This is a genomic window from Bradyrhizobium sp. LjRoot220, from assembly GCF_964252915.1.
Taxonomy (GTDB): Bacteria; Pseudomonadota; Alphaproteobacteria; order Rhizobiales; family Xanthobacteraceae; genus Bradyrhizobium.
The window spans coordinates 72987-96608 of the sequence record NZ_CAXUPS020000005.1; the positions used below are offsets into that span (position 1 = coordinate 72987).

Genomic DNA, 23622 nt, shown 5'->3' on the forward strand with positions numbered 1-23622 from the left:
AACAAGCGTGCACAGTTCCGGAGTTCCCGCATGGCGTAGCTGGGCGACGCCGGCGAAGAGATGAGGGCACAAAATGATGGAGCGCAGGTCAATCTGGAAGCGATACGGCTTTGCCTGGGTCACCGCATCGTTTTTCGTCATCACGCTGACCGGCCATTGGGTGTTTGGCTGGTTTGCCTATGTGAACGAGCAACAGGCGCTGCAGCAACCGATCGAGTTCGGCGGCTATGCCGCGGAGATGATGCGAGACACGCTGGAAAACTGGCAGTCCGAATTTCTGCAGCTGCTTTGGCAGGTCGCAGGGCTCGCCATCCTGCTCCACGTCGGCTCACCACAATCGAAAGAAGGCGACGATCGCATGGAAGCCAAGATCGATGCGATCCTGCTGGCGGTCGAACCCAAAAAAGGCGATCAGCTCATCAAGGGCATCGACGATGAATATGAAGGCCGGCATACCGATCATCGCTTCGTTCGAATGCTGGAGAAAGGCGTCAGTCGCCGGACCGATGCTGCCTGAAATATTGCCCGGTTGGTTGCACCCATTGAAACCTAACCGACCGTGGCGGGTTGTCCCAATCCACCAGGGAGACATGCGCCATGGCTGATCAGGAGCGCTTGAAACCGAATGGCTTACCGGCCCAAGCCGAAGCCTTGGCCGCGGCAGATGTCGGCGAGCACCGTCCGCGGAATGCCGAGGCGGGTATGTTGCAGTTGCTCGCTCTCGCCTTGACCTTTTTTCCAGGCACAGTCGCCGCGCAGGGACTCCCCGTCGAAACAGCTTCCCATATCCCCGTGGCACTGTGGTTCATCGGCGCGGCCATTCTGGGTCTCGTGCTGGCCTACGGAATCATGCGGAATAGAAGCCGCTCACGCGCGGAGAAGCAGCTCACCGATCAGGCGACAAAGGCAAATTACGCCAATGAAGAGCGCGATCGGGTAAAGTCGGGCGCAGACTAAGCCGCATCTGTCGCTTGGCAACGGTTCGCAGCACATCGGTTGCCGATGGGCGGTACGCGCGTAAATCAAATCCGGAAAATCACTCTGGTCGAGCGGTTGATCCAGTGCGCGCTTGATGCCCTGCCGTGCTCCGCCAGGCATGTCGGATATCGGGTGGATAGGGTTAGGCGGTTTCGACACATTGTGTGTTCTCAAACAAATTGGAGAACCGCAATGGGCACCACAGGCATGGCATTGAACGGCAAAGTGGCGATCGTCACCGGAGCGAGCTCCGGGATCGGGCGCGCAATCGCTACGCTATTTGCGGCCGAAGGGGCTCGCGTCGTTGTCGCCGCACGGCGCCGGGAATTGCTCGACGAGCTAACTCGGGAGATTGAGGCCGCAGGCGGCGCGGCTCGCGCATTCGCAGGTGACGTATCCGATGAATCCTTTGCGCGCGCCCTCGTGGAGGAAGCCAAATCACGATTTGGCGGGCTCGACATCGCGGTGAACAATGCCGGGGTGCTTGGACCGAAGGGAGCAACGCCGGACGTGACTCGGAAGGCGTGGGACGAGACGATGGCGACCAACCTCACCGGCGCGTTTCTAGGCGCCAAGTATCAGATACCCGCGATGTTGGACCGCGGCGCCGGGTCGCTGATCTTCGTCAGTTCATTCGTCGGCTACACGGCCGCGATGCCGGGCGCCGCCACTTACGCGGCCAGCAAGGCCGGCCAGATCGGTCTGATGAAGGCACTTGCCGTCGAGTACGGACCGCAAGGCATTCGGGTGAACGCATTGCTCCCCGGCGGCACTCAGACCGCGGCGGCCGACGCGATGGCCACCACGGAGGACATGAAGGCCTTCGTGCGCAATATGCACGCCTTGAAGCGTATCGCTGCTCCGGGCGAGCAAGCCCGTGCGGCACTCTTCCTGGCGTCAGACGCCGCAACCTTCATTACCGGCAGCGCGATGCTGGTCGATGGCGGCGTATCGATCAACAAGACTTGAGCGTGCTGAATCAGCGCGTCTTAAGCCGCGTAGTACCCGCCGTCGACGACCTGCGACGCGCCGGTCATGAAGGACGCTTTGTCCGAGCACATCCAGACCACGGCTTCCGCGATCTCCTCAGGCACGCCCATGCGGTTCATCGGCACCTTCGCCATCACGGCATCGAGACGCGTTTCCATCACCTCCCTGGTCATGGGCGTGGTGACGTAGCCGGGATTGACGCAGTTTACGCGGATGCCGTCTTGCGCGTATTCGATTCCCGCGGTTTTCGTCAGTCCCACCACGCCGTGCTTCGCTGCCACATAGTGTCCGGATGTCGCCAGACCGATCAGTCCGGCGATCGACGCGGTGTTGACGATGGCGCCGCCGCCGCCTTGCGCCAGCATCTGCCCGATCTCGTGCTTCATGCAGAGCCACACGCCGGTGAGATTGATCGCGAGCATGGTGTCGAACGAGACCTGGCTGAGTTCGTGCAGGCGCTGGCGTCCGGGGCCAACCGATCCTCCGGCAACGCCGGCATTGTTGAACGCGCAGTCGAGCCGGCCGTAGACGGCCACGGTGCGCGCAACCATCGCAGCAACTTCGGCTTCCGCGGTGACGTCGCCGCCGATCGCGATTGCCTGGCCGCCAGCGGCGTTGATCAGGGCGACGGTTGTAGCCGCGCTCTCCTCGGTGCGGTCGGCCACCGCAACGCGTGCGCTCTCGCGCGCCATTGCCAGCGCCGTCGCTCGGCCGATGCCCGAGGCGCCGCCCGTCACCAGTGCTACCTTGCGATCGAGGATTCCTGCCATGCGTTTTCTCCTTGGTTGCGCCCGTTGAGAATGGGCCGGAGTTGAAGATATCGTTCGCATTCCCGACGGATGCGGCGCCGCATCGTCAGATATGGCACGATTTCCGGCCGCCTGCATGCTCTCCATCGAACCCTGCTGCAGCCGCATGCCAATAAGCCGGGTCAGGAAGCCGTTTCCAAAACCGGGCGGCGCCCGCCGTCAGGGGAGTTGCGCCGGGATGACGAACGCCGGTAGTTGTGGTCTACCCGTCGCTGCACGGCGGGTCTTGAACTCGAAATAGAATCCGGCAGCACGCGCCTGCGTCTGTTGAAGCGCTCGGGCCGGCATCAAGAAACGGTGGATCATTCGATGGCTGCAATTTATCCAGATCTTGAGGGTAAGGCTGTACTGATCACGGGTGGTGGATCGGGGATAGGCGCGTCGATCGTGCATGCCTTTGCGCGGCAGAAGGCCAAAGTCGGCTTCCTGGACATCGCCAGAGATCCTTCGACGCGCTTGGTCGATGAACTCGCCTCAAAGGGATTTTCGGTCCAGTATGAATATTGCGACGTGACCAACATCGATCAGCTGCGTGCCGCGATTGTCCGGCTTCGGGCTGGCATTGGGCCGATTCGCGTGCTGATCAATAATGCCGCGCATGACGACCGGCATACGACCGAAAGCGTTACCCCGGAATATTGGGATGACAGAATTGCCGTCAATCTGAAGCATCAGTTCTTTGCCGCCCAAGCCGTCCTGCCGGACATGCAAGCCGCGAAAGACGGCGCCATCGTCAATTTCGGATCGATCTCCTGGATGACCGGGCAGGGCGGGATGCCGGTGTACACCGCGTCGAAGTCAGCCGTGCTTGGATTGACGCGCGGGCTCGCGCGCGATTACGGAGCCTGGAATATCCGCGTCAACGCGATCGCTCCCGGCTGGATCATGACGGAGCGCCAGCTCGAAAAGTGGCTGACGCCGCAAGGCGAGGCCGACCTGATGAAGGCGCAGTGCCTCAAACGCAAACTCTATCCGGACGACATAGCCAGGGTCGCGGTGTTCCTGGCCTCGGAAGAAGCGAGCGCGTGCACCAGTCAGCATTATGTGGTCGACGGCGGAAGGGTGTGAGGCCGCGAGATCGGGGAGGTGTGTGTCCCGACCACGACTGTCATCACCCGCGAAAGCGGGTGATCCAGTATCCCAGAGGCGGCAGTGATTGAATCGATAGGCCGCGGCGTACTGGATCCCCCGCCTGCGCGGGGGACGACAACCGAGTGTGAATTGGCTGGCTGCCGTTAACTTACCGCGGCGCGCGCTTCGCCAGGATCCGCTGCAAGGTGCGACGGTGCATGTTCAGGCGCCGCGCGGTTTCCGAGACGTTGCGGTTGCACATTTCGTAGATGCGCTGGATGTGTTCCCAGCGCACGCGGTCGGCCGACATCGGGTTGGCCGGCAGTTCGGATTTCTCGGTGCCGCTGGCGAGCAAGGCTGCGACCACGTCATCGGCGTCGGCAGGCTTCGAGAGATAGTCGACCGCGCCCATCTTCACCGCCGTGACGGCGGTGGCGATGTTGCCGTAGCCGGTCAGCACGATCGCGCGCGCCTCGGGGCGCTTGCGCTTCAGCGCCGAGACCACGTCGAGCCCGTTGCCGTCGCCGAGCCGCAAATCCACCACGGCGAAAGCCGGCGCGGAACGGCCGATCTGGGCAAGACCATCCGACACGGTATCGCACGACGTCACCGCGAAGCCGCGGCTTTCCATCGCGCGTGACAGGCGTTCCAGAAATGGCTTGTCGTCCTCGACGATCAGGAGTGAGCGGTCGGTGTGATCGTTCAGTTCGGCGATGGCGTTCAAGGTCGGGTATCCCCCGGGTTGCGGTTCAACAAGATATGGCGTTGCCGGATGGCGCTGCCAAGGCCCTCCGATAATCGATCAGGCTGTCATTCCCGATCGCTGGAACCATTCCAGGAATCGGTCTCGGCTGGCTTTTCGTCCGCCTCGAAGCGTTCGCGGGGCCAGGCGATGTGTACCACAGCCCCGTGATCAGGAAAGGTCCGGTTGGTAAACGCGACCTTGGCGCCGGTGCGCTCCAGCAGGGTACGGGCGATAAAGATGCCGAGCCCGAGGCCGCTTCGCCCGCCCTGGTCCTGATCCATGTTGCGCCGCCGCGACAGATAGGGCTCGCCGATGCGATTCAGCATGTCGGGGGCGATGCCCGGACCATCGTCGGAAATGATGATCTCGACCGTATCCGCGTTCCACCAGGCGTTAACCTCGACCGTGGTCCGGGCGAAATCGACCGCATTTTCCAGAATGTTGCCAACGCCATAGAGGATCGCGGGGTTACGGGCGCCAACCGGCTCGCGTGTCGCTGCGACGGCTAACCGCACTTTGATGGTGACGCCGAAATCGCGGTGCGGTGCAACCGTTTCCTCGATCAGCGTCGACAGCGGCATGCGATCGAACGGTGCGCCGGAGGAGGAGAGCTGGGTGATCTTGGCCAGGATATCGCGGCAGCGCTGCGCCTGCTCGCGCAGGGTTTTGAGGTCGCCGGCGAGCTGCTCGTTGCCATCCACCGTCTTTTCGAGTTCGCGCGCAATCAGGAAGATCGTCGACAGCGGCGTGCCGAGTTCGTGCGCGGCCGCGGCGGCAAGGCCGTCGATCTGGGTGAGGTGCTGCTCGCGGGTCAGCACCAGTTCGGTCGCGGCCAGCGCGTCAGACAATTTCCGGGCCTCCTCGGTGACCTGGAACGCATAGAGCGAGGTGACGCCAATCGCGACCAGGATCGAGAGCCAGACGCCGAACAGGTAGATCGGCGGCAGCACCATCGGGTCGTCGCTGTCCCAGGGCAGCGGCAGATGGAAAAACACCAGCGCGGAAGCGCAGGCGACCGCGAGCACGCCGAGCGCGATGGTCAGCCGGATCGGCAGTGCGGTTGCCGAGATCAGGACGGGAGCGAGGAACAGGAACGAGAACGGGTTTTGCAGCCCGCCGGTGAGGAACAGCAGGGCTGCGAGTTCGACGATGTTGAGCGCGAGCAAGGCGGCCGCATAGACCGGTTCCAGCCGCTGCATCGGATTGAAGGCGATCTGCAGCGCGAGATTGACCAGCGCCGAGATGCCGACGATGACGACGCAGGGAATGATGGCAACGTCGAATTCCAGCCCGTGCGCCACGATGAAGATCGCGGTGAGCTGGCCGAGCGCCGCCAGCCAGCGCAGCCGTAATATCGTATCCAGACGGACATGGCGGAGCGGATGGCGAAAATCGGAGCCGGAAATTTCAGTCATTCCGCAACTTTAGCCGCGTGGCGCCGCGATCACAAACCCTGGCCACATCCTTCGAGACGCGGCCAAAAAAGGCCGCTCCTCCCGAGTGAACGCGAATGCGTTCATCCGGGGATGAGGTGATAGACCCTCATGGTGAGGAGCGCGGCAGAGCCGCGCGTCTCGAACCATGCAGGCCCGCCCCGCCGCCAGGCACCCCGAACCCTTGCGCTATCAGCCCCGATGGCTCAATGAACGGACGGAAATGATCGATAGCGCCGCCACGCCAATGCAGTCTTCCGCAGCCGATCCGGCAGGGTCTGCTGCGATCGACGTCGCGCATCTGATCAAGGTTTACAAAACCACCCGCGCGGTGGACGACGTCTCGTTTCGCCTTGCGCGCGGCAGCATCACCGGCCTGCTTGGCGGCAACGGCGCCGGCAAGACCACGACGATTGCGATGATCATGGGACTGGTGTTGCCGACGTCGGGCCGCATCCAGGTGCTCGGACATCCGATGCCCGAGCAAAGCGCCGAGGTGCTGGGCCGGATGAATTTCGAAAGCCCCTATGTCGACATGCCGATGCGGCTCACGGTACGGCAGAATCTCACGGTCTTCGGCCGGCTCTATGCAGTGGAGAATCTGCGCGAGCGCATCGCGCAGCTCGCCGCCGATCTTGATCTTGAGGATTTCCTCGACCGCGCCAACGGAAAACTCTCCGCCGGCCAGAAGACCCGCGTCGCGCTGGCAAAAGCGCTGATCAATCAGCCCGAGCTGTTGCTGCTCGACGAGCCGACGGCCTCGCTCGATCCTGACACCGCCGACTGGGTGCGGCAGCATCTGCTGGATTACCGCAAGACCCATGACGCGACGATATTGCTGGCATCGCACAACATGCTGGAAGTGGAGCGGCTGTGCGACCGCGTCATCATCATGAAGCGCGGCCGGATCGAGGATGACGACAGTCCCGACCAGATCATGGCGCGCTATAACCGCGCAACATTGGAAGAGGTGTTCCTCGACGTTGCGCGCGGGCGGGTGAGGGAGGGCACCTCGTGAGCGGAATTGCCGTTCATCGCGGAATTTCGGTGCATCGCGTCAACGCGATGGTGCTGCGCTATTGGTATCTCTTGATGTCGTCCTGGCCGCGGCTGCTGGAGCTGATCTACTGGCCGGCGCTGCAGATCATCACCTGGGGCTTCCTGCAGAACTACCTTTCGCAGACCTCGGGGTTTTTCGCGCAAGCCGGCGGCTCGCTGATCGGGGCTGTCATATTGTGGGACATCCTGTTCCGCGGCCAGCTCGGCTTTTCGATTTCGTTCCTCGAGGAGATGTGGGCGCGCAACCTCGGCAACCTGATGATGAGCCCGCTGAAGCCGATCGAGTTCCTGATCTCGCTGATGGCAATGAGCCTGATCCGGCTCGCGATCGGCGTGATTCCGATGACGCTGTTGGCGCTGTTCTGGTTCGACTTCAATTTTTTCGCCATCGGCCTGCCGCTGATCGCGTTCTTCTGCAATCTGATCTTCACCAGCTGGTCGATCGGGATCTTCGTGTCGGGCCTGGTTCTGCGCAATGGGCTGGGCGCCGAGAGCATTGTCTGGACGCTGATGTTCGGCCTGATGCCGCTTGCCTGCGTCTATTATCCGGTGTCGGTGCTGCCTGACTGGCTGCAATATCTCGCCTGGATACTGCCGCCAACCTACGTGTTCGAGGGCATGCGCGCGCTGTTGATCGACCACGTGTTTCGGACCGATCTGATGGTGTGGTCGCTCGCCATCAACGCGGTGCTCTTTATTGGGTCATTTGCGATCTTTCTTGCCCTTTTGCGCAGCGCCAGACACCACGGCTCGCTGCTCGGCGGCGGTGAATAAGTCACAAATTCCCGTGTATTTCTGAGGTTTTTGGCCATTTCGCTGCGTATATATACTGAGGTGTGCATTGACGCATTATTGCGCATTCGCCACTATGCTGCGGCGCAAAACAGGGGTTTATATTCAATGCCGATTGGTGAGTTTGGCGGTGCACCGCCGCTGGTGGCCGAAGGCAGTCCGGCGCTTACGACGCCGATGTACTGGATGTACGAAATGGGCCACGCGTCGCTCAATCCGGCCCGTGCCGTAACCGATGCGACGAAGATCCTGTTTCAAAACCCGCTGAACCCGTGGTCGCACACCCAATTCGGCAAATCGATCGCCGCAGGCTGCGAGTTGTTCGAACGTGCCACGCGTCGTTACGGCAAGCCCGAATGGGGCCTGGACACGACCGAAGTGAACGGCGTCCGCACCGCGGTCGAGGTTCGCTCGATCTGGGAAAAGCCGTTCTGCCGTTTGCTGTATTTCGACCGCAAGCTGACGCGGCCGCTGCGCAGCCCGCAGCCGCGGGTGCTGATCGTGGCGCCGATGTCCGGCCACTACGCGACGCTGCTGCGCGGCACCGTCGAAGCCTTCCTGCCGACGCATGAGGTCTACATCACCGACTGGTCCGATGCGCGGATGGTGCCGCTCGCGGAAGGCCGCTTCGATCTCGACGACTATGTCGACTACGTGATCGAGATGCTGCACGTCCTCGGCGGCAACATGCACGTCATCGCGGTATGCCAGCCCTCGGTGCCGGTGGTGGCCGCGGTTTCCGTGATGGAAGCTGCCAACGATCCCTTCGTGCCGCTGTCGATGACGCTGATGGGCGGCCCGATCGACACCCGCTGCAATCCGACCTCCGTGAACAATCTCGCCGCCGAGCGCGGCATCGAATGGTTCCGCAATCACGTCATTACCAAGGTGCCGTTCCCGCATCCCGGCGTGATGCGCGACGTCTATCCGGGCTTTCTGCAACTGTCGGGCTTCATCACGATGAATCTCGATCGCCACACCGACGCGCACAAGGCGCTGTTCAGCAATCTGGTGAAGGGTGACGGCGATCTGGTCGACAAGCACCGCGAATTCTACGACGAATATCTCGCGGTGATGGATCTGACCGCGGAATATTACCTGCAGACCGTCGATGTCGTGTTCGTCAAGCATGCGCTGCCGAAGGGCGAGATGATCCATCGCGGCAAGCTGGTCGATCCGTCCAAGATCCGCCGCGTCGCGCTGATGACGGTGGAAGGCGAGAAAGACGACATCTCGGGTCTCGGTCAAACCGAAGCAACGCATTCGCTGTGCACGTCGATTCCCGATCATCGCCGCGTGCATTACGTGCAAAAGGGCGTCGGTCACTACGGTGTGTTCAACGGTTCGCGATTCCGCTCCGAGATCGTGCCGCGCATTTCCGATTTCATGTTGTCATCGGCCAACAGCAAACCGAAATTGGTCGCCGCGGCAGAATAATGTCGATTTCGACACCGATTTGGCGGCGCAACTAAGTTGCTGAATCGATTAAAAGAATCGGGATTCGCGAGTCCGTGAAAGAATGATTTTAAATTCACTCTTTGGGATAAGAGTGAGTTGAAATTCAGCGAAAAATTTTTGGTTCCAGCCCCTGCCGGTAGGGGCGGAATAGAGTCCAGCCCCTGTATATTGGGCAAATGATTTGTTTTTGCGCCGAGCGATTTCAGTGGCGGCTTGAGTGGCAGCGGTTATGGCAGAATCCGGGCGAACTCCTGCCCCCCGGACTGTCAGACATGGCTACTCGCGCCCTCCTCTATCGGCGGCCCGCCGAACCCGCGACTCTTTTGGTCAAACACGGCTCGCAATTCTTCGCGATTCGGCTGCGCCGGCATCGCCGCGCGCGGCGCTACACCTTGCGCATTCATCCGACCGACCGCGAAGCCATCCTGACGATGCCGCCGCGCGGCACGCTGATCGAAGCAAAGGACTTTGCGCAGCTTCACGGCGGCTGGATCGCCGCACGTCTCGGCCGTCTGCCGAAGGCGGCACCGTTTCATGTTGGTACAGTGGTGCCGCTGCGCGGTGTTCCGCACCGTATCGTGCATCGCGCCGGCGAGCGCGGCACGGTGTGGACCGAAACCCGCGACAGCGGCGAGAAAGTTCTCTGCGTCGCAGGCGGTGCCGAACACATGGATCGCCGCGTCCACGATTATCTCAAGCGCGAAGCGCGCAAGGAACTGCACAAGGCATCGCTGGCCTATGCCGAAGAACTCGGCGTCAGGGTCAAGCGGGTGTCGATCCGCGATCAATCGAGCCGCTGGGGTTCGTGCACCTCGGCCGGATCATTGTCGTTTTCCTGGCGGCTGATCCTCGCACCGCCCTATGTGCTGGACTATCTCGCCGCCCATGAAGTCGCGCATCTCGTCGAGATGAACCATTCAGCGCGGTTCTGGCGGGTGGTCGCGAAAGTCTGCGGCCATGTCGAGCGCGCCAAGTCCTGGCTCGATACCCACGGCAATGATCTGCACCGGTATGGGATTCAGGACTGAGTCCGTCAGCCCGGAGCCCTTTGATTGCAAGGGCTTGCTTTCTGTGCATGGGGTTGTTTTCGCAGTTTTTGTTTTCAGCGCGCTGCGCCGCGTCTAGCGGTTGCCGCCGAATACCCGGTCCATTAGCCATCCATCCAATCCTGCGGCCGCTTCGGGGCGTGCCGATGGATTCGGCGGCGGCGCTGATGGCCGTGTCGGTGGCGCGCGATAGCCGCCGCCTGACGGGATCGGTGCCTGCGCGGATGGCTGATACGAGGGCTGGTGTGGCGGCGCGCTGACCTGCGAGGCGGACTGGAACAGACCCGAGAGCAGGCCGCCGCCGCTGGCCTGTGATTTCGGCAGGCTGGCGACCGCCACGCCCTGGTGGGCCGATCGCATGAAGCGGGTCCAGACCTCGACCGGCAAGCCGCCGCCGGTGGCCTTCTTGGTCGGCGAGTTGTCGTCATTGCCGAGCCAGACGCCGGTGACGAGGTTCGCGGTGTAGCCGATGAACCAGGCATCGCGGAAATCCTGGCTGGTGCCGGTCTTGCCGGCGGCCATCCAACCCGGCAGCTCCGCCTTGCGCGCGGTGCCCGAGAGCAGCGTCTCCTGCATCATGGTGTTCATCATCGAGACATGGCGCGGCTCGATCACCTGGCTCGGCTCGTCGCGCTGCCGCGCATACAGCACCTTGCCTTCATTGGTACGGATCCGGGTCACGACATGCGGGGAAACCCCGAGCCCGCCATTGGCGAATGGCGCGTAGGCGCCGACCAGTTCGATCACGGAGACTTCCGAGGTGCCCAGCGCGATCGAGGCGTTGGCGTCGAGTTTGGAGGAAATGCCGAGCCGGTGCGCGGTCCGCACCACGCTCTTGGCGCCGACTTCGAGGCCGAGCCGCACCGCCACGGTGTTGAGCGACATCGAAAGCGCCTGGGTCAGCGTCACCGATCCGAAATATTCGTGGGTGTAGTTCTCGGGCTTCCAGCCCTTGATATCGATCGGCGAATCCTGCCGGATCGTTTCCGGCGTCAATCCGGCTTCGATCGCGCTGAGATAGACGAACGGCTTGAACGCCGAGCCGGGCTGCCGTTTGGCGGTGACCGCGCGATTGTACTGGCTCTCGGCATAGTTCCTCCCCCCAACCATGGCGCGCACCGCGCCATCCGGCGTCATCGCCACCAGCGCGCCCTGGGTGACGTTGAACTTCACGCTCTTGGCGGCGAGTTCGTCGATGATGGAGGCTTCCGCCACGCTTTGAAGTTTGGGATCGATCGTGGTTTCGACCACGATGCTCTGGTCGATCTGGCCGACGAGATCGTCGAGCACTTCGCCGATCCAGTCGGCGACGTAATTGACGGTGCCGGCGCCGACCGGCTTCACATTATAGGAGGGATGGCCGATCGAGGCCTGCGCCTGCGCATCGGTGATGAATTTGGCGTCGGCCATCGCCGCGAGCACGATCTGGGCCCGCTGTTCGGCGCCTTCCGGATTGCGGTTCGGCGCCAGCCGCGACGGCGATTTCACCAGCCCCGCCAGCATCGCGGCTTCCGCCATCGTGACGTTCCTGGCGGACTTGCCGAAATAGCGCTGCGCCGCGGCCTCGACGCCATAGGCGCCGGAGCCGAAATAGACGCGGTTGAGATAAAGTTCGAGGATCTCCGATTTGGAATGCTTGCGCTCCAGCCAGATCGCGAGCTCCACTTCCTGCAGCTTACGCGCGATGGTGCGTTCCTGGGTCAGGAACAGGTTCTTTGCCAGCTGCTGGGTCAGCGTCGAGCCGCCCTGCGAGACACCGCGGTGCATGACGTTGGCGAGCGCCGCACGCGCGATGCCGATCGGATCGATGCCGTAATGCGTATAGAAGCGGCGGTCTTCGATGGCGATGAACGCCTTCGGCAGATGCGGCGGCAGATCCTTCAGCGCGATATTGGCGCCGGCCATTTCGCCGCGCGAGGCCAGCACACTGCCGTCGCGGCCGACGATCTGGATGGTCGGCGGGCGTGTCGGAACCGCCAGCGAGTGGATCGCCGGCAGATGCGCACCAACCCAGATGATGACGCCGACCACCGCGATCGCGGCCCACAGGCCGAGCACCGCGCCCCAGTAGAACAGCCGTCCGAGACGAAATCCGCCGCGTGATTTCGACCGGCGTTTGACGCCGCTGCGGCTCGCACGCGGTTTGCGTTCGCGCGGCGGCGCATCATCATCGTCGTCGGGTTTGCGCTTCGCCGATGACTTTTTCGGTTTGTCGTCGGCAGCCGCGATGCGGTCCTGCGGCGTCAGCCGCAATTCGCTCAGCGCGGCGGCGAGCCCGAATTGCGGTTCCTTGCGGCCGCCGCTCTTTTTCCGTCCCCACGCCATACGCCAACGCTGCTCACACCACGCCCGCCGCACGCTAACGTTCGCAGTTTAAGGGTCGGTTACGGAGAGGTTAACGCGGGATTAGGAGGTGCGGCGGCGCGTGGTAAAAGACGGCATGCAGCATAGGGAAACCGCCATGGGCCACATCGATCCGACCAGGGAAGTGTTCGCGCAATTTCGGGCCGACGACCGGCCGGGCCCGATCCACATGCTCAATCTGGTCCGGTTGCGGCAACAGGCTGCCTATCCCGACGGCCGCAAGGCGACCGGCGCGGAAGCCTATGCGGCGTATGGGCGGGAAAGCGGCCCGGTGTTCGAACGGCTGGGCGGCCGGATCGTCTGGCAAGGACGCTTCGAATTGATGCTGATCGGGCCGGCGGAAGAGCGCTGGGATCATTGCTTCATCGCCGAATATCCCAGCGTCGCCGCGTTTGCGGAAATGATCCGCGATCCCGTTTACCGCGAGGCGGTGAAGCACCGCCAGGCCGCGGTGGAGGATTCGCGCCTGATCCGGCACGCGGTGTTGCCGGTCGGCAAGACGTTCGGAGAAATTCCGAAGTAAGGAGCGCCAGAAACAATTCGGGTCATTTCGAATTGCGGTGGTAACCAACAACATCCTTTTTCGTCGCAATCGTTTGCCTTGCCTGAGGCGAGCCCTCACACTATCAGTTGAGTGCAGATCCAGTTGCGTGCAGATCGCCGAACCCTAAACTATCAGGAGAATGCCGTGCGAAAGTCATTTATCGTCCAGGGAATTGCTATCGCGTTGCTGGGAACAGCTGCTCAAGCGGATGATCTGAAGATCGCACTAATCTATGGCAAGACGGGGCCACTGGAAGCTTATGCAAAGCAAACCGAAACCGGGCTGCGCATGGGCCTGGAATATGCCACCAAGGGCACCATGATGGTCGATGGCCGCAAGATCGTGGTCATTACCAAGGACGACCAGAGCAAACCTGACCTCTCCAAGGCGGCGCTCGCGGAAGCCTATCAGGATGACAAGGTCGATATCGCGATCGGTACTTCGTCGTCGGCCGCAGCACTCGCTGACCTGCCCGTCGCCGAGGAAAGCAAGAAAATCCTGATCGTCGAACCCGCGGTTGCGGACCAGATTACCGGCGAGAAGTGGAATCGTTACATCTTCCGCACCGGCCGCAATTCCTCCCAGGACGCAATCTCGAACGCGGTAGCGATCGGCAAGCCTGGCGTCACCATCGCTACGCTGGGTCAGGACTATGCCTTCGGCCGCGACGGCGTCGCCGCCTTCAAGGAGGCGCTGGCCAAGACCGGCGCCACGCTCGCCGCCGAAGAATACGTGCCCACCACCACTACCGACTTCACCGCGGCCGGCCAGCGCCTGTTCGACGCGCTGAAGGACAAGCCAGGCCGCAAGATCATCTGGATCATCTGGGCCGGCGGCGGCGATCCCCTGACCAAGCTGCAGGACATGGACCCGAAGCGCTACGGCATTGAGCTTTCCACCGGCGGCAACATCCTGCCGGCGCTGGCGGCCTATAAGCGGCTGCCCGGGATGGAAGGCGCCACCTATTACTACTACGACATCCCGAAGAACCCGGTGAACGACTGGCTGGTCGCCGAGCATCAGAAGCGTTTCAACGCGCCGCCGGATTTCTTCACCGCCGGCGGATTCTCCGCCGCAATGGCCGCGGTGACCGCCGTCACCAAGGCGAAATCCACCGACACCGAGAAGCTGATCACGGCGATGGAAGGCATGGAGTTCGATACGCCCAAGGGCAAGATGATATTCCGCAAGGAAGACCATCAGGCGCTGCAGAGCATGTATCACTTCAAGGTCAAGGTCGATCCGGCCGTCGCCTGGGCGGTGTTGGAGCCGGTGCGTGAACTCAAGATCGAGGACATGAACATCCCGATCAGGAACAAGAAGTAAGGCTTCTACTTCTCCCTCGCCCCGCTATTGCGGGGAGAGGTCGGGGTGAGGGACTCTTTCAACACGACGGGCCTGTCGATGTTGGAGCTCCCCTCCCCCGATCCCTTCGTGATCGACCTCGGCCCGTTCTTGCGGGGAGAAGTCAAGATTATTGAGCGTTTCGCGCTTTATCATGAGTGGCATATGGCCTTGCTCGAAACCCGCGATCTCACCATTCGCTTCGGCGGCCACGTCGCGGTGAACCGTGTCAGCTGCACGTTCCGGCCGGGCGAACTGACCGCCATTGTCGGCCCCAACGGCGCCGGCAAAACGACCTATTTCAATCTGATCTCCGGCCAGCTGCGCCCAACCGAAGGCGGCATCCACTTCGATGGCGTCGATATCACTCAGCTTTCGGCGCCGCTGCGCACCCGCGCGGGCCTCGGCCGCGCCTTCCAGCTGACAAACCTGTTTCCGAATCTGAGCGTGGAAGAGAATGTCCGGCTCGCCGTGCAATCGGCCAGCGGCGTGCATTACGAAATGCTGCGGCCGTGGATGACGCGCAAGGACCTGATCGCGCGCGCCGACGCCATTCTCGATGAGGTCGCGCTCGGCAGCCGGCGCAGCGTGGCGGCGACCGCGCTCTCGCACGGCGACCAGCGCAAGCTCGAGGTCGCCTTGATGATGGCGCTGGAGCCGAAGGTATTCATGTTCGATGAGCCCACCGCCGGCATGAGCATCGACGAGGTACCGGTGGTGCTCAATCTGATCGCCCGACTGAAGCAGGATACCAGCAAGATCATCCTTTTGGTCGAGCACAAGATGGATGTGGTGCGCTCGCTGGCCGACCGCATCATCGTATTGCACAATGGCCAGCTGGTAGCGGACGGCAAACCGGCCGAAGTGATCGCCTCGCCGATCGTCCAGGAGGCCTATCTCGGTATCCCGCCCGGAAAGAGCGCGGCATGAGCGACCTTCTGACCCTCGCCGGCGTGCATACCCATATCGGGCGCTACCACATTCTGCACGGCGTCGATTTTGTCGTCCCTGAGGGCAAGACCACCATGCTGCTCGGCCGTAACGGCGCCGGCAAGACCTCGACGCTGCGCACCATCATGGGCCTGTGGCAGGCGTCCGCCGGCGAGATAACGCTGGACGGGCAGCGCATCGAGGCCAGTGCGACGCCCGATATCGCGCGGCTCGGCGTCGGTTATGTGCCGGAGAGTATGGCAGTGTTTTCCGACCTAACGGTGAAGGAAAACCTGGTGCTGGCGGCGCGCGACGGGCCGCTCGACGATGCCCGGCTGGAATGGATATTTGGATTTTTCCCGGCGCTGAAGCGGTTCTGGCTGTCGCGCGCAGGCGCGCTGTCGGGCGGACAGAAGCAGATGCTGTCGATCGCGCGCGCCATCATCGAACCGCGCAAGCTGCTGCTGATCGATGAGCCGACCAAGGGTCTGGCGCCCGCCATCGTGGTGGCGCTGATCGAATGCTTCGCTGAAATCAAACGCCGCGGCGCCACCATCCTGCTGGTCGAGCAGAATTTCCATGCCGCGCGCGAGATCGGCGATAGCGTGCTGGTGATGGACAACGGCCGGATCGTGCACCGCGGCGCGATGGCCGCGCTAGCGGCAGACACGGCGCTGCAGGAGCGGCTGCTCGGGCTCAGTCTGGAGACACATCAGTGACCGACCTAGTCGCGACCGAAGCGCTGCCCCGGCCAAGGCGGGATCTATTGCCGGTGCTGCTGCCGGGAATCCTCGCGCTCGCGATGCTGCCCTTGATCGGATCGGGAAGCTCCTGGGTAACGTTGACGGTGGCGAGCCTTGCGATGGGAATGATGATCTTCATCATGGCGTCCGGCCTCACCTTGGTGTTCGGCCTGATGGACGTTCTCAATTTCGGCCACGGCGCCTTTATCGCGGTCGGTGCCTACATTGCGACGCTGGTGCTGCTGCCGCTGGCCGCATATGTGCAGGCCGATTCGCTCTGGCTCAATCTCGCGGTGCTGGCGCCGGCGGCGCTTGCCGCGATGGCGGTATCCGGCGCGCTGGGTCTCGTGGTCGAGCGCGTGCTGATCCTCCCGGTCTACGGCCAGCATCTCAAGCAGATCCTGATGACAACGGGCGGATTGATCGTGGCCGAACAGGCGCTGTATGCGCTGTGGGGACCGCAGATCATCCCGCTGCCGCTGCCGACCTCGCTGCGCGGCTCCTTCATCGTCGGCGATGTCGCCATTGCAAAATACCGGTTGCTGGCGATGCTGGTCGGGCTGGTGGTATTTTGCGGGATTCAACTGGTGCTGAACCGGACCAAGATCGGTCTGTTGATCCGCGCCGGTGTGGAAAACCGCGAGATGGTGGAGGCGCTAGGCTATCGCATCAGGCGGCTGTTCCTCGGCGTGTTCATGGTCGGCTCCGGCCTCGCCGGGCTTGGCGGTGTGATGTGGGCGCTCTACCGCGAGCAGGTGCACGCCTCGATGGGAAACGATCTTACCGTGCTGGTGTTCATCGTGGTGATCATCGGCGGCCTCGGCTCGATCGGCGGTTGCTTTATCGGCGCACTGCTGGTCGCGATGGTCGCGAACTACGGCGGCTTCCTGGTCCCGAAACTGGCACTGGTCTCCAACATCCTGCTGATGGTCGCGATCCTGATGTGGCGGCCGCGCGGGCTTTATGCGGTGACGAGCCGATGATGATCCTGTCAGGCGATCCGCCGCGCAGTCGCGTGCTTTCCATCCTGTTGGTCGTGATCATCGCGGCACTGGCAGTAGCGCCGTTCGTGTTTCCCGGCGCCAAGGCGATGAACGTTGCCACCAAGATCTGCATTTTTGCCGCGCTGGTGGCGTCCTACGACCTGCTGCTCGGCTATACCGGCTCGGTGTCGTTCGCCCACACCATGTTTTACGGCATCGGCAGCTATTCGGTGGCGATTGCACTTTACTCCTTGGGACCAAGCTGGGCCGCGGTCGGAATCGGCGTCGTGACGGGCCTGCCGCTGGCGATGCTGCTGGCGCTAGCCATCGGCCTGTTCTCGCTGCGGGTCGAGGCGATCTTCTTCGCCATGATTACGCTGGCGGTGGCGTCAGCCTTTCTCGTGCTGGCCTCGCAATTGTCGTGGCTGACCGGCGGCGAGGACGGCCGTAGCTTTCAACTGCCGGAATTGTTGCGGCCAGGCACGGTCTTGATCCCGAAGGACTGGTTCGGCTTCGCCGTCAACGGCCGCGTGCTCACCTATTACCTGATCTTTGTGGGCTGCGCGGCGATGATCCTGGCGCTGCTGAGGGTGGTGAATTCGCCGTTCGGCCGGGTGCTGCAGGCGATCCGCGAGAACCGATTCCGCGCCGAAGCGCTCGGCTTCCGCACGGTGTTTCATCTGACCTACGCCAATTGTCTCGCCGCCCTGGTCGCCGCCAGCGCTGGCATGCTGAACGCGCTGTGGCTGCGCTATGCCGGACCGGACACGTCGCTGAGTTTTTCCATCATGCTGGACATCCTACTGATGGTGGTGATCGGCGGCATGGGCACGATCTACGGCGCGATCGTCGGGGCAGCAATCTTCATTCTGGCGCAAAATTATCTGCAGGCCCTGATGGGGGCCGCCTCCAACGCCGCGGCCGACGCCGGACTGCCGCTGCTGCCGGGATTGCTGCATCCGGACCGCTGGCTGCTGTGGCTGGGTCTGTTGTTCATCGCCAGCGTCTACTTCTTTCCGGCCGGCGTCGTGGGACGGCTGAGAAGCCCGCGGCAGGCATCGTCTTGAAGCACCCGGAGCACTTCGTCGCGCTCGACCGGCTTGCCGAACTGCTCGACCGCGAATAGGCGCCGCCATACTGGATCAAATTGATCTTGCTGCCGTTCACGCCGCCCCAGAGCAGAATCAATGCGAGGGCAGCGGGCGCGGCCTGCACATAGCGTCGCCGCTTTCGCCCAGATGATCCGCGATCCCGTCTATCGCGAGGCGGTGAAGCACCGCCAGGCCGCGGTCGAGGATTCGCGCCTGATCCGGCACGCGGTGTTGCCGGTCGGAAAGACCTTTGGGGAAATTCCGGAATCGTAGGGCAAAGGGCGCACTTGCGCCGTGCCTACCATCCATCCGGAGCATGATCGTAAATGGTGGGCACGCTTCGCTTTGCCCACCCTACGAAGGTCACTAAGAGTCTCAAACAAATCGGCGGCCCCGAGAGGCCGCCGATCGTTCGTATCGATGGAGGTTGCTGCTAGCCCGCCGGGCCGGCGTCCTCGAGGATCGGGCCGAACAGTTCCCAGCGCTCGCCGTTGAACCGCATCATCTGCAACTGCTTGTTGACGCGATAGTCGTCCGGCGTGGTGTTGGCGACGATGCCCGGCAGCGACAGATCGAGCTGCACGTTCTTCAGGCTGGTCGCCTGCTTCATGACGTTCTCGCGGGTGAGGTTGTCGCCGCACTTCTCGAGCACGTGGATCATCAGCTGCGCGGTCGAGTAGCCGTAGGCGTTGAAGCTGGAGTCCTTGTCGCCGTCCGGATAGTACTTCGCCATGAACTCGAAATACTTCTTCATGCCGGCGTCGTCCTTCCAGGTCGGATCGAGCGGATCCTTGCCGTAATTGACGCTGATGACTCCCTTGGAGGCTTCGAGTCCCGCCGGCTTCATCACGGCGCCGACCGAGGTGGCGTTGATGTCGAGGATGTGCACCGGTTTCCAGTTGAGTTCGTGGATCTTCTTGATGGCCTGCGCGGCCTGCTTCGGCGTCGTCGCCGAGAAGAACAGGTCCGCGCCGGCGTCTTTGATCTTGATGATCTGCGAATCGACGGTCGGGTCGGCAACCTCATAGGAAGCTTCCGCCACGATCATCTTTGCCGCCTTGTCGCCGAGGCCGGCCTTGATGCCGTTCAAATAGTCTTTGCCGAGATCATCGTTCTGATAGAGGATTCCGATCTTGGCGTTCGGATATTCCTTGATGATGTACTGGCCGTAGATGCGGCCCTCGACGAAGTAGTTCGGGTTGAAGCCCATCGTCCAGGGGAAGTTCTTCGGGTCGGTGAACCTCGACGCGCCGGTGGCGGAAAACAGCTGCGGCACCTTCTTGGCATTGAGATATTTCTGCACCGCGGCGTTCGAGGGCGTGCCGAGCAGCTGGAACATGAGCAGCACTTCGTCGCTCTCGACCAGCTTGCGCACCTGCTCGACCGCCTTCGGCGGGCTGTAGGCATCGTCATACTGGATCAGGTTGATCTTGCGGCCGTTCACGCCGCCCTTGTCGTTGATCATCTTCATATAGGCAGCCTGGGTCTTGCCGATGGTGGCATAGGACGAGGCAGGTCCTGAAAATGGATTGGTCTGGCCGAGCTTGATCTCGGTATCGCTGGCGCCGGTATCGTATTTCTTCTGCGCGTAGGCCGACGAAGCCGACAGCGCGAGCGCGAGCGCGGTGCCGGTGATCAAATGGAAAATACCATTCCTCATACTGCTCATTTCCTCATGTGTTGATTGAGCCGACGGTCTTGTTCCGGACCCTCTTGGGCCAACGGACGCCATCGCTATCGACAATAGTGGCGGAATGGATGCTGCATTGCAAGGCGAGGTTGCGCGATCGGGCTTCCGCACGAATGCGATTAAATGGCAGGCAGCTAATGCGGCTGCACAAAAAGCATCCACGCGTACGATTGCCATTTCGGAATGACACGCCGGGCATTGGAACCCGCAACGGATGCCGAAGACGAATGGAGCCGTAGCGGCGCCGTTACGCCAGCCAGAGCAGAATCAATGCGAGCGCCGCGGGCGCCGCCTGCACATACAATATCCGGCGGCTGACGGTCGCGGCGCCATACGCGCCGGCCACGATCACGCAGAGCAGGAAGAAGGTTTTGATTTGGAACGCGAAGCCCGGGTTGCTGTGGATCAGGCCCCAGGCGAGGCCGGCCGCGAGGAAGCCATTATAGAGTCCCTGATTGGCGGCCAGCACCGCCGTCTCTTTCGCCTTCTCGGGCGTATTGCGGAAAGTCTTCAGGCCGAGCGGCTTTTCCCAAAGAAACATCTCCAGCGCCAGAAAATACATATGCAGCGCGGCGACCACCGCGACCAGGCAATTGGCGATCAGCATCATATGGCGGCCCCCAAAACCGACAGCGGAATTCGGGTGGACGCTAGCATGTCCGGCGTGAAAAGTGCGACGGCATGGGAAACTCTGACGAAAATGACCGTGTCCGAAAACCGCGAGACATGCCGGGCGCGATATCGGATGCTTTCGATCGAACGGCAGCGCGAGAAATCAAGGGGAAAGGCGCCCGCTCGCCCAGGGCATCACGACCTGCCTGATTTTTCGAGAGCTGAGCATCCCGGCGCGCAACGCGCCGGACATGCCTTGCACGACGGTGGATGATTTTCTGATGGATATGGACCGTACCGCTTGCTATCGCGCGATCTCGACCCGGGATATCAGGTTCGACGGGCGGCTGTTTGTCGGCGTCAAGACCACCGGCATCTACTGCCGGCCGATCTGTCCGGCGCGCACCCCGAAATTCGAGAACGTGTCGTTCTATGCATCGGCGGCCGCGGCCCAGGAGGCCGGCTTCCGTCCCTGCCTGCGCTGCCGGCCGGAAGTGTCGCCTGACCTCGCGTTCTGGCGCGGCAGCTCCAACACGGTCTCGCGCGCGCTGGCGCTGATCGAATCCGGCGGGCTCGATGAGGACGATGTCGAAGGTCTGGCCAGTCGGCTCGGCGTCGGCGGGCGGCAATTGCGGCGGCTGTTCCGGCAGCATGTCGGCGCTTCGCCGATTGCGGTGGCGCAAACGCGACGGGTGCTGCTTGCCAAGCAATTGATCCACGAAACCTCGCTGCCGATGGCCGAGGTCGCCTTGGCGTCCGGCTTCAACAGCGTCCGCCGCTTCAACGAAACCTTTTTGGAATTGTTCGGGCGTCCGCCGGCCGCATTGCGGCGTTCCCGCGAAAAGACCCGGCGTGAAGCCGGCGCGCTGTCGGTTCGTCTTCCCTATCGGCCGCCGTATGACTGGGACGCGATGCTGTCGTTTCTCGCCGCCCGCGCCATTCCCGGTGTCGAGGTCGTCGCCGGCGACAGCTATCGCCGCACCATTGCAATCGGCGCAAACCGCGGCGTGATCAGCGTTATGCCGGCGGACAAGAACCGGATCGACGTCGCCGTTCGCTTCCCCGACATGGCGGTCTTGCCGCAGATCATCGCGCGGGTCCGCCGGGTATTCGATCTCGCCGCCGATCCCGATACGATCGGAGCGCACCTTGCGCTCGACCCGGTGCTGGCCCCGTTGGTCGCGGCGCGGCCAGGTTTGCGCGTGCCCGGCGCGTGGGACGGGTTCGAACTCGCGGTGCGCGCGATCTTCGGCCAGCAGATCACGGTTCCTGCCGCGACCAAACTGCTCGGCAAACTGGTGCAAACCTTTGGCGAGCCGCTGCCGGCGGCGATGGCAGAGAGCGAGGGCCTCAGCCACCTGTTTCCCGACGTTACCAGGATCGCGGCCTCCGACCTGACCACGCTCGGCATGCCCGGCGCGCGGGCGATGGCGGTGACCTCGCTGGCAAAGGCCATCGCCGCCGATCCCGCCATCTTCAGTCGCGGCGCCAGCCTCGAAGATGCGATTCTGAAACTGAGGGCGCTGCCGGGCATCGGCGAATGGACTGCGCAATACATTGCCATGCGCGAGCTGCGCGAGCCCGATGCGTTCCCGGCCGCCGACATTGGATTGCTGCGCGCGATGGCCGATGTTGAAGGCCGACGACCATCGCCATCCGAGTTGCTGACGCGTAGCGAGCGCTGGCGGCCGTGGCGTGCCTATGCGGCGTTGCATCTGTGGGCGGCGGGCGTGCGGCCTCCAGTGCTATCGGGGAAAATCGATGAGCGCGAAGCCGCCTGACACTTTCAATCTCGACCGGCTGCAAACGCCGATCGGAACTGCGCTGCTGGTGACCGATTCCGGCGGCGTGCTGCGCGCGCTGGATTGGGAAGAGCATGAGCCACGCCTGAAGGCGTTGCTGCGGCTGCAATATGGTGCGGTCGTATTGGAAGCCGGGCGGTCACCGAAAGGCGTGACGTCAGCGCTGACAGCGTACTTCAGAGGTGACCTCGATCGCCTCAACACGATCAAGTGGCGCGTCGCGGGTACGCCGTTCCAGCAAAAGGTCTGGTCCGCATTGCCGAAGATTCCCGCGGGCACAACGATGAGCTACGGCGCGCTGGCAGCGAGGTTGCACGCGCCAAAAGCCATGCGCGCCGTCGGTCATGCCAACGGCTCCAACCCGATCAGCGTCGTCGTGCCCTGCCACCGCCTGATCGGCGCCAACGGCGCGCTGGTCAAGTACGGTGGTGGGCTGGAGCGGAAGCGGTGGCTGCTGGAGCATGAGGGGGTGGTGCTGAAGGCATCAGCACGCGTCGTTTGATCTCTGCCGTCATTGCGAGAATGTGGGGTGGGCAAAGGCGCTCTTGCGCCGTGCCCACCATCTTGTTTCGTCGTCTTGATTGGTGGGCACGCTTCGCTTTGCCCACCCTACGATCGCCTTCACATGTCACGTCCGTAAATCGCCAGACAGCTTCACGCGACACCCCTAGCGTCTCCCCACATCCCAACCACGGAGACGACCAATGACAGACGCAGAAATTCAGGAATTCGTGACGCGATTTGCCGCCGCGTGGGCGGCGCGGGACGGAAAAGCCTTTCTCGAGCTCTGGCATCCCGAGGGCTCGCTGCATACGCCGCTGGTGGGCCGGCGGGTGGCGGGGAATGAACTCGACCGCCTGATGGAAGTGCAGACCGCGGCGGCGCCGGATTTCGTCTGGCAATTGCTGGACTGGACCTCGCGCGGCGACGTCGTCATCATCGAATGGCAGACCACGCGCAACGTCAACGGCGCCAGGTTCGACTGGCGCGGCGTCGACAAGTTTCGCATCCAAAACGGCAAGATCATCGAGGAGCGGGTCTATACCGACACCGCGCCGCTGCGCGCCTTCCGCAAGGGCGAGAAGCTGGAGCCGATCACCCAGTTCTGAGCGGGATCACGCCACGGACGTTCGGCCCG

Annotated in this window: 23 protein-coding genes and 1 pseudogene; 18 read left to right on the plus strand and 6 right to left on the minus strand. The window is 62.8% G+C overall.

The annotated features are described in order from the left end of the window. The first annotated feature begins 73 nt into the window (after positions 1 to 73). The 3 genes from ACSQ84_RS21610 to ACSQ84_RS21620 all read left to right on the plus strand — a co-directional run bounded on the left by ACSQ84_RS21610 (position 74) and on the right by ACSQ84_RS21620 (position 1947). The gene (locus tag ACSQ84_RS21610; RefSeq protein WP_436213731.1) at positions 74 to 517 is read left to right on the plus strand and encodes a DUF6766 family protein; all 444 of its coding nucleotides are present in this window, start codon (positions 74 to 76) and stop codon (positions 515 to 517) included. 80 nt (positions 518 to 597) lie between these two features. After that, on the plus strand, positions 598 to 957 hold the full coding sequence (locus ACSQ84_RS21615; RefSeq protein ID WP_436213732.1) for a hypothetical protein: 360 nt from the start codon (positions 598 to 600) through the stop codon (positions 955 to 957). A 213-nt stretch (positions 958 to 1170) separates the two neighbouring features. Next, positions 1171 to 1947, plus strand: coding sequence for an SDR family oxidoreductase (locus tag ACSQ84_RS21620; protein WP_436213733.1), 777 nt, complete (start codon positions 1171 to 1173; stop codon positions 1945 to 1947). Positions 1948 to 1967: 20 nt separating this feature from the next. On the opposite strand, the gene ACSQ84_RS21625 is transcribed toward ACSQ84_RS21620, so the two are convergent. Beyond that, a complete protein-coding gene (locus tag ACSQ84_RS21625; protein ID WP_436213734.1) occupies positions 1968 to 2738 on the minus strand; it encodes an SDR family oxidoreductase in 771 nt (256 codons plus the stop codon). Positions 2739 to 3086: 348 nt separating this feature from the next. Here ACSQ84_RS21625 and ACSQ84_RS21630 point away from each other — a divergent pair, with 348 nt between their 5' ends. Next, complete coding sequence (locus tag ACSQ84_RS21630; protein ID WP_436213735.1) at positions 3087 to 3845, plus strand: SDR family NAD(P)-dependent oxidoreductase; 759 nt, start codon at positions 3087 to 3089, stop codon at positions 3843 to 3845. A gap of 172 nt (positions 3846 to 4017) precedes the next feature. On the opposite strand, the gene ACSQ84_RS21635 is transcribed toward ACSQ84_RS21630, so the two are convergent. Together ACSQ84_RS21635 and ACSQ84_RS21640 are read right to left on the minus strand one after the other, a co-directional pair. Next, complete coding sequence (locus ACSQ84_RS21635) at positions 4018 to 4572, minus strand: ActR/PrrA/RegA family redox response regulator transcription factor (RefSeq protein WP_436213736.1); 555 nt, start codon at positions 4570 to 4572, stop codon at positions 4018 to 4020. Positions 4573 to 4658: 86 nt separating this feature from the next. Next, positions 4659 to 6008: an ActS/PrrB/RegB family redox-sensitive histidine kinase gene (locus ACSQ84_RS21640; protein WP_436213737.1), complete on the minus strand. Its 1350-nt coding sequence runs from the start codon at positions 6006 to 6008 to the stop codon at positions 4659 to 4661. Between the two features lie 241 nt (positions 6009 to 6249). Between ACSQ84_RS21640 and ACSQ84_RS21645 the strand changes: the two genes are divergently transcribed. The 4 genes from ACSQ84_RS21645 (at position 6250) to ACSQ84_RS21660 (ending at position 10363) form a co-directional block, all read left to right on the plus strand. Further along, complete coding sequence (locus tag ACSQ84_RS21645) at positions 6250 to 7044, plus strand: ABC transporter ATP-binding protein (protein WP_436213738.1); 795 nt, start codon at positions 6250 to 6252, stop codon at positions 7042 to 7044. Positions 7045 to 7091: 47 nt separating this feature from the next. Further along, positions 7092 to 7859 (plus strand): ABC transporter permease, encoded by a 768-nt coding sequence (locus ACSQ84_RS21650; protein ID WP_436214081.1) that lies wholly within the window; start codon positions 7092 to 7094, stop codon positions 7857 to 7859. Between the two features lie 126 nt (positions 7860 to 7985). Beyond that, the gene (locus ACSQ84_RS21655; protein ID WP_436213739.1) at positions 7986 to 9314 is read left to right on the plus strand and encodes a polyhydroxyalkanoate depolymerase; all 1329 of its coding nucleotides are present in this window, start codon (positions 7986 to 7988) and stop codon (positions 9312 to 9314) included. A 197-nt stretch (positions 9315 to 9511) separates the two neighbouring features. Beyond that, entirely contained in the window at positions 9512 to 10363 is an 852-nt protein-coding gene (locus ACSQ84_RS21660) for a M48 family metallopeptidase (protein WP_436213740.1), read from the plus strand. A gap of 93 nt (positions 10364 to 10456) precedes the next feature. Here the strand turns inward: ACSQ84_RS21660 and ACSQ84_RS21665 are convergent, their stop codons facing one another. Further along, positions 10457 to 12706, minus strand: coding sequence for a PBP1A family penicillin-binding protein (locus ACSQ84_RS21665; RefSeq protein WP_436213741.1), 2250 nt, complete (start codon positions 12704 to 12706; stop codon positions 10457 to 10459). A gap of 136 nt (positions 12707 to 12842) precedes the next feature. Here ACSQ84_RS21665 and ACSQ84_RS21670 point away from each other — a divergent pair, with 136 nt between their 5' ends. From ACSQ84_RS21670 to ACSQ84_RS21700, 7 genes and pseudogenes are all read left to right on the plus strand, one after another. Continuing rightward, entirely contained in the window at positions 12843 to 13268 is a 426-nt protein-coding gene (locus ACSQ84_RS21670) for a DUF1330 domain-containing protein (protein WP_436213742.1), read from the plus strand. 165 nt (positions 13269 to 13433) lie between these two features. After that, positions 13434 to 14615, plus strand: a complete 1182-nt coding sequence (locus ACSQ84_RS21675; protein ID WP_436213743.1) for a substrate-binding domain-containing protein — start codon at positions 13434 to 13436, stop codon at positions 14613 to 14615. 183 nt (positions 14616 to 14798) lie between these two features. Beyond that, entirely contained in the window at positions 14799 to 15563 is a 765-nt protein-coding gene (locus tag ACSQ84_RS21680) for an ABC transporter ATP-binding protein (RefSeq protein ID WP_436214082.1), read from the plus strand. Further along, on the plus strand, positions 15560 to 16282 hold the full coding sequence (locus tag ACSQ84_RS21685; protein WP_436213744.1) for a branched-chain amino acid ABC transporter ATP-binding protein: 723 nt from the start codon (positions 15560 to 15562) through the stop codon (positions 16280 to 16282). The genes ACSQ84_RS21680 and ACSQ84_RS21685 overlap by 4 nt, the downstream gene beginning before the upstream one ends. Further along, a complete protein-coding gene (locus ACSQ84_RS21690; RefSeq protein WP_436213745.1) occupies positions 16279 to 17289 on the plus strand; it encodes a branched-chain amino acid ABC transporter permease in 1011 nt (336 codons plus the stop codon). The genes ACSQ84_RS21685 and ACSQ84_RS21690 overlap by 4 nt, the downstream gene beginning before the upstream one ends. Continuing rightward, on the plus strand, positions 17286 to 18356 hold the full coding sequence (locus tag ACSQ84_RS21695; RefSeq protein ID WP_436213746.1) for a branched-chain amino acid ABC transporter permease: 1071 nt from the start codon (positions 17286 to 17288) through the stop codon (positions 18354 to 18356). Before ACSQ84_RS21690 ends, ACSQ84_RS21695 begins: the two co-directional genes overlap by 4 nt. 150 nt (positions 18357 to 18506) lie before the next feature. After that, positions 18507 to 18653 (plus strand): annotated as a pseudogene (locus ACSQ84_RS21700) (DUF1330 domain-containing protein); the annotation flags it as partial. Positions 18654 to 18813: 160 nt separating this feature from the next. Here the strand turns inward: ACSQ84_RS21700 and ACSQ84_RS21705 are convergent. Both ACSQ84_RS21705 and ACSQ84_RS21710 read right to left on the minus strand, forming a co-directional pair. Then, entirely contained in the window at positions 18814 to 20040 is a 1227-nt protein-coding gene (locus ACSQ84_RS21705) for an ABC transporter substrate-binding protein (protein WP_436213747.1), read from the minus strand. Positions 20041 to 20317: 277 nt separating this feature from the next. After that, complete coding sequence (locus tag ACSQ84_RS21710) at positions 20318 to 20680, minus strand: DUF1304 domain-containing protein (RefSeq protein ID WP_436213748.1); 363 nt, start codon at positions 20678 to 20680, stop codon at positions 20318 to 20320. Between the two features lie 283 nt (positions 20681 to 20963). Between ACSQ84_RS21710 and ACSQ84_RS21715 the strand changes: the two genes are divergently transcribed. From ACSQ84_RS21715 to ACSQ84_RS21725, 3 genes are all read left to right on the plus strand, one after another. Then, a complete protein-coding gene (locus ACSQ84_RS21715; protein ID WP_436213749.1) occupies positions 20964 to 22463 on the plus strand; it encodes an AlkA N-terminal domain-containing protein in 1500 nt (499 codons plus the stop codon). Next, positions 22444 to 22986 (plus strand): methylated-DNA--[protein]-cysteine S-methyltransferase, encoded by a 543-nt coding sequence (locus ACSQ84_RS21720; protein WP_436213750.1) that lies wholly within the window; start codon positions 22444 to 22446, stop codon positions 22984 to 22986. Before ACSQ84_RS21715 ends, ACSQ84_RS21720 begins: the two co-directional genes overlap by 20 nt. Before the next feature lie 202 nt (positions 22987 to 23188). Further along, positions 23189 to 23593, plus strand: coding sequence for a nuclear transport factor 2 family protein (locus tag ACSQ84_RS21725; protein ID WP_436213751.1), 405 nt, complete (start codon positions 23189 to 23191; stop codon positions 23591 to 23593). Positions 23594 to 23622: the final 29 nt, after the last annotated feature.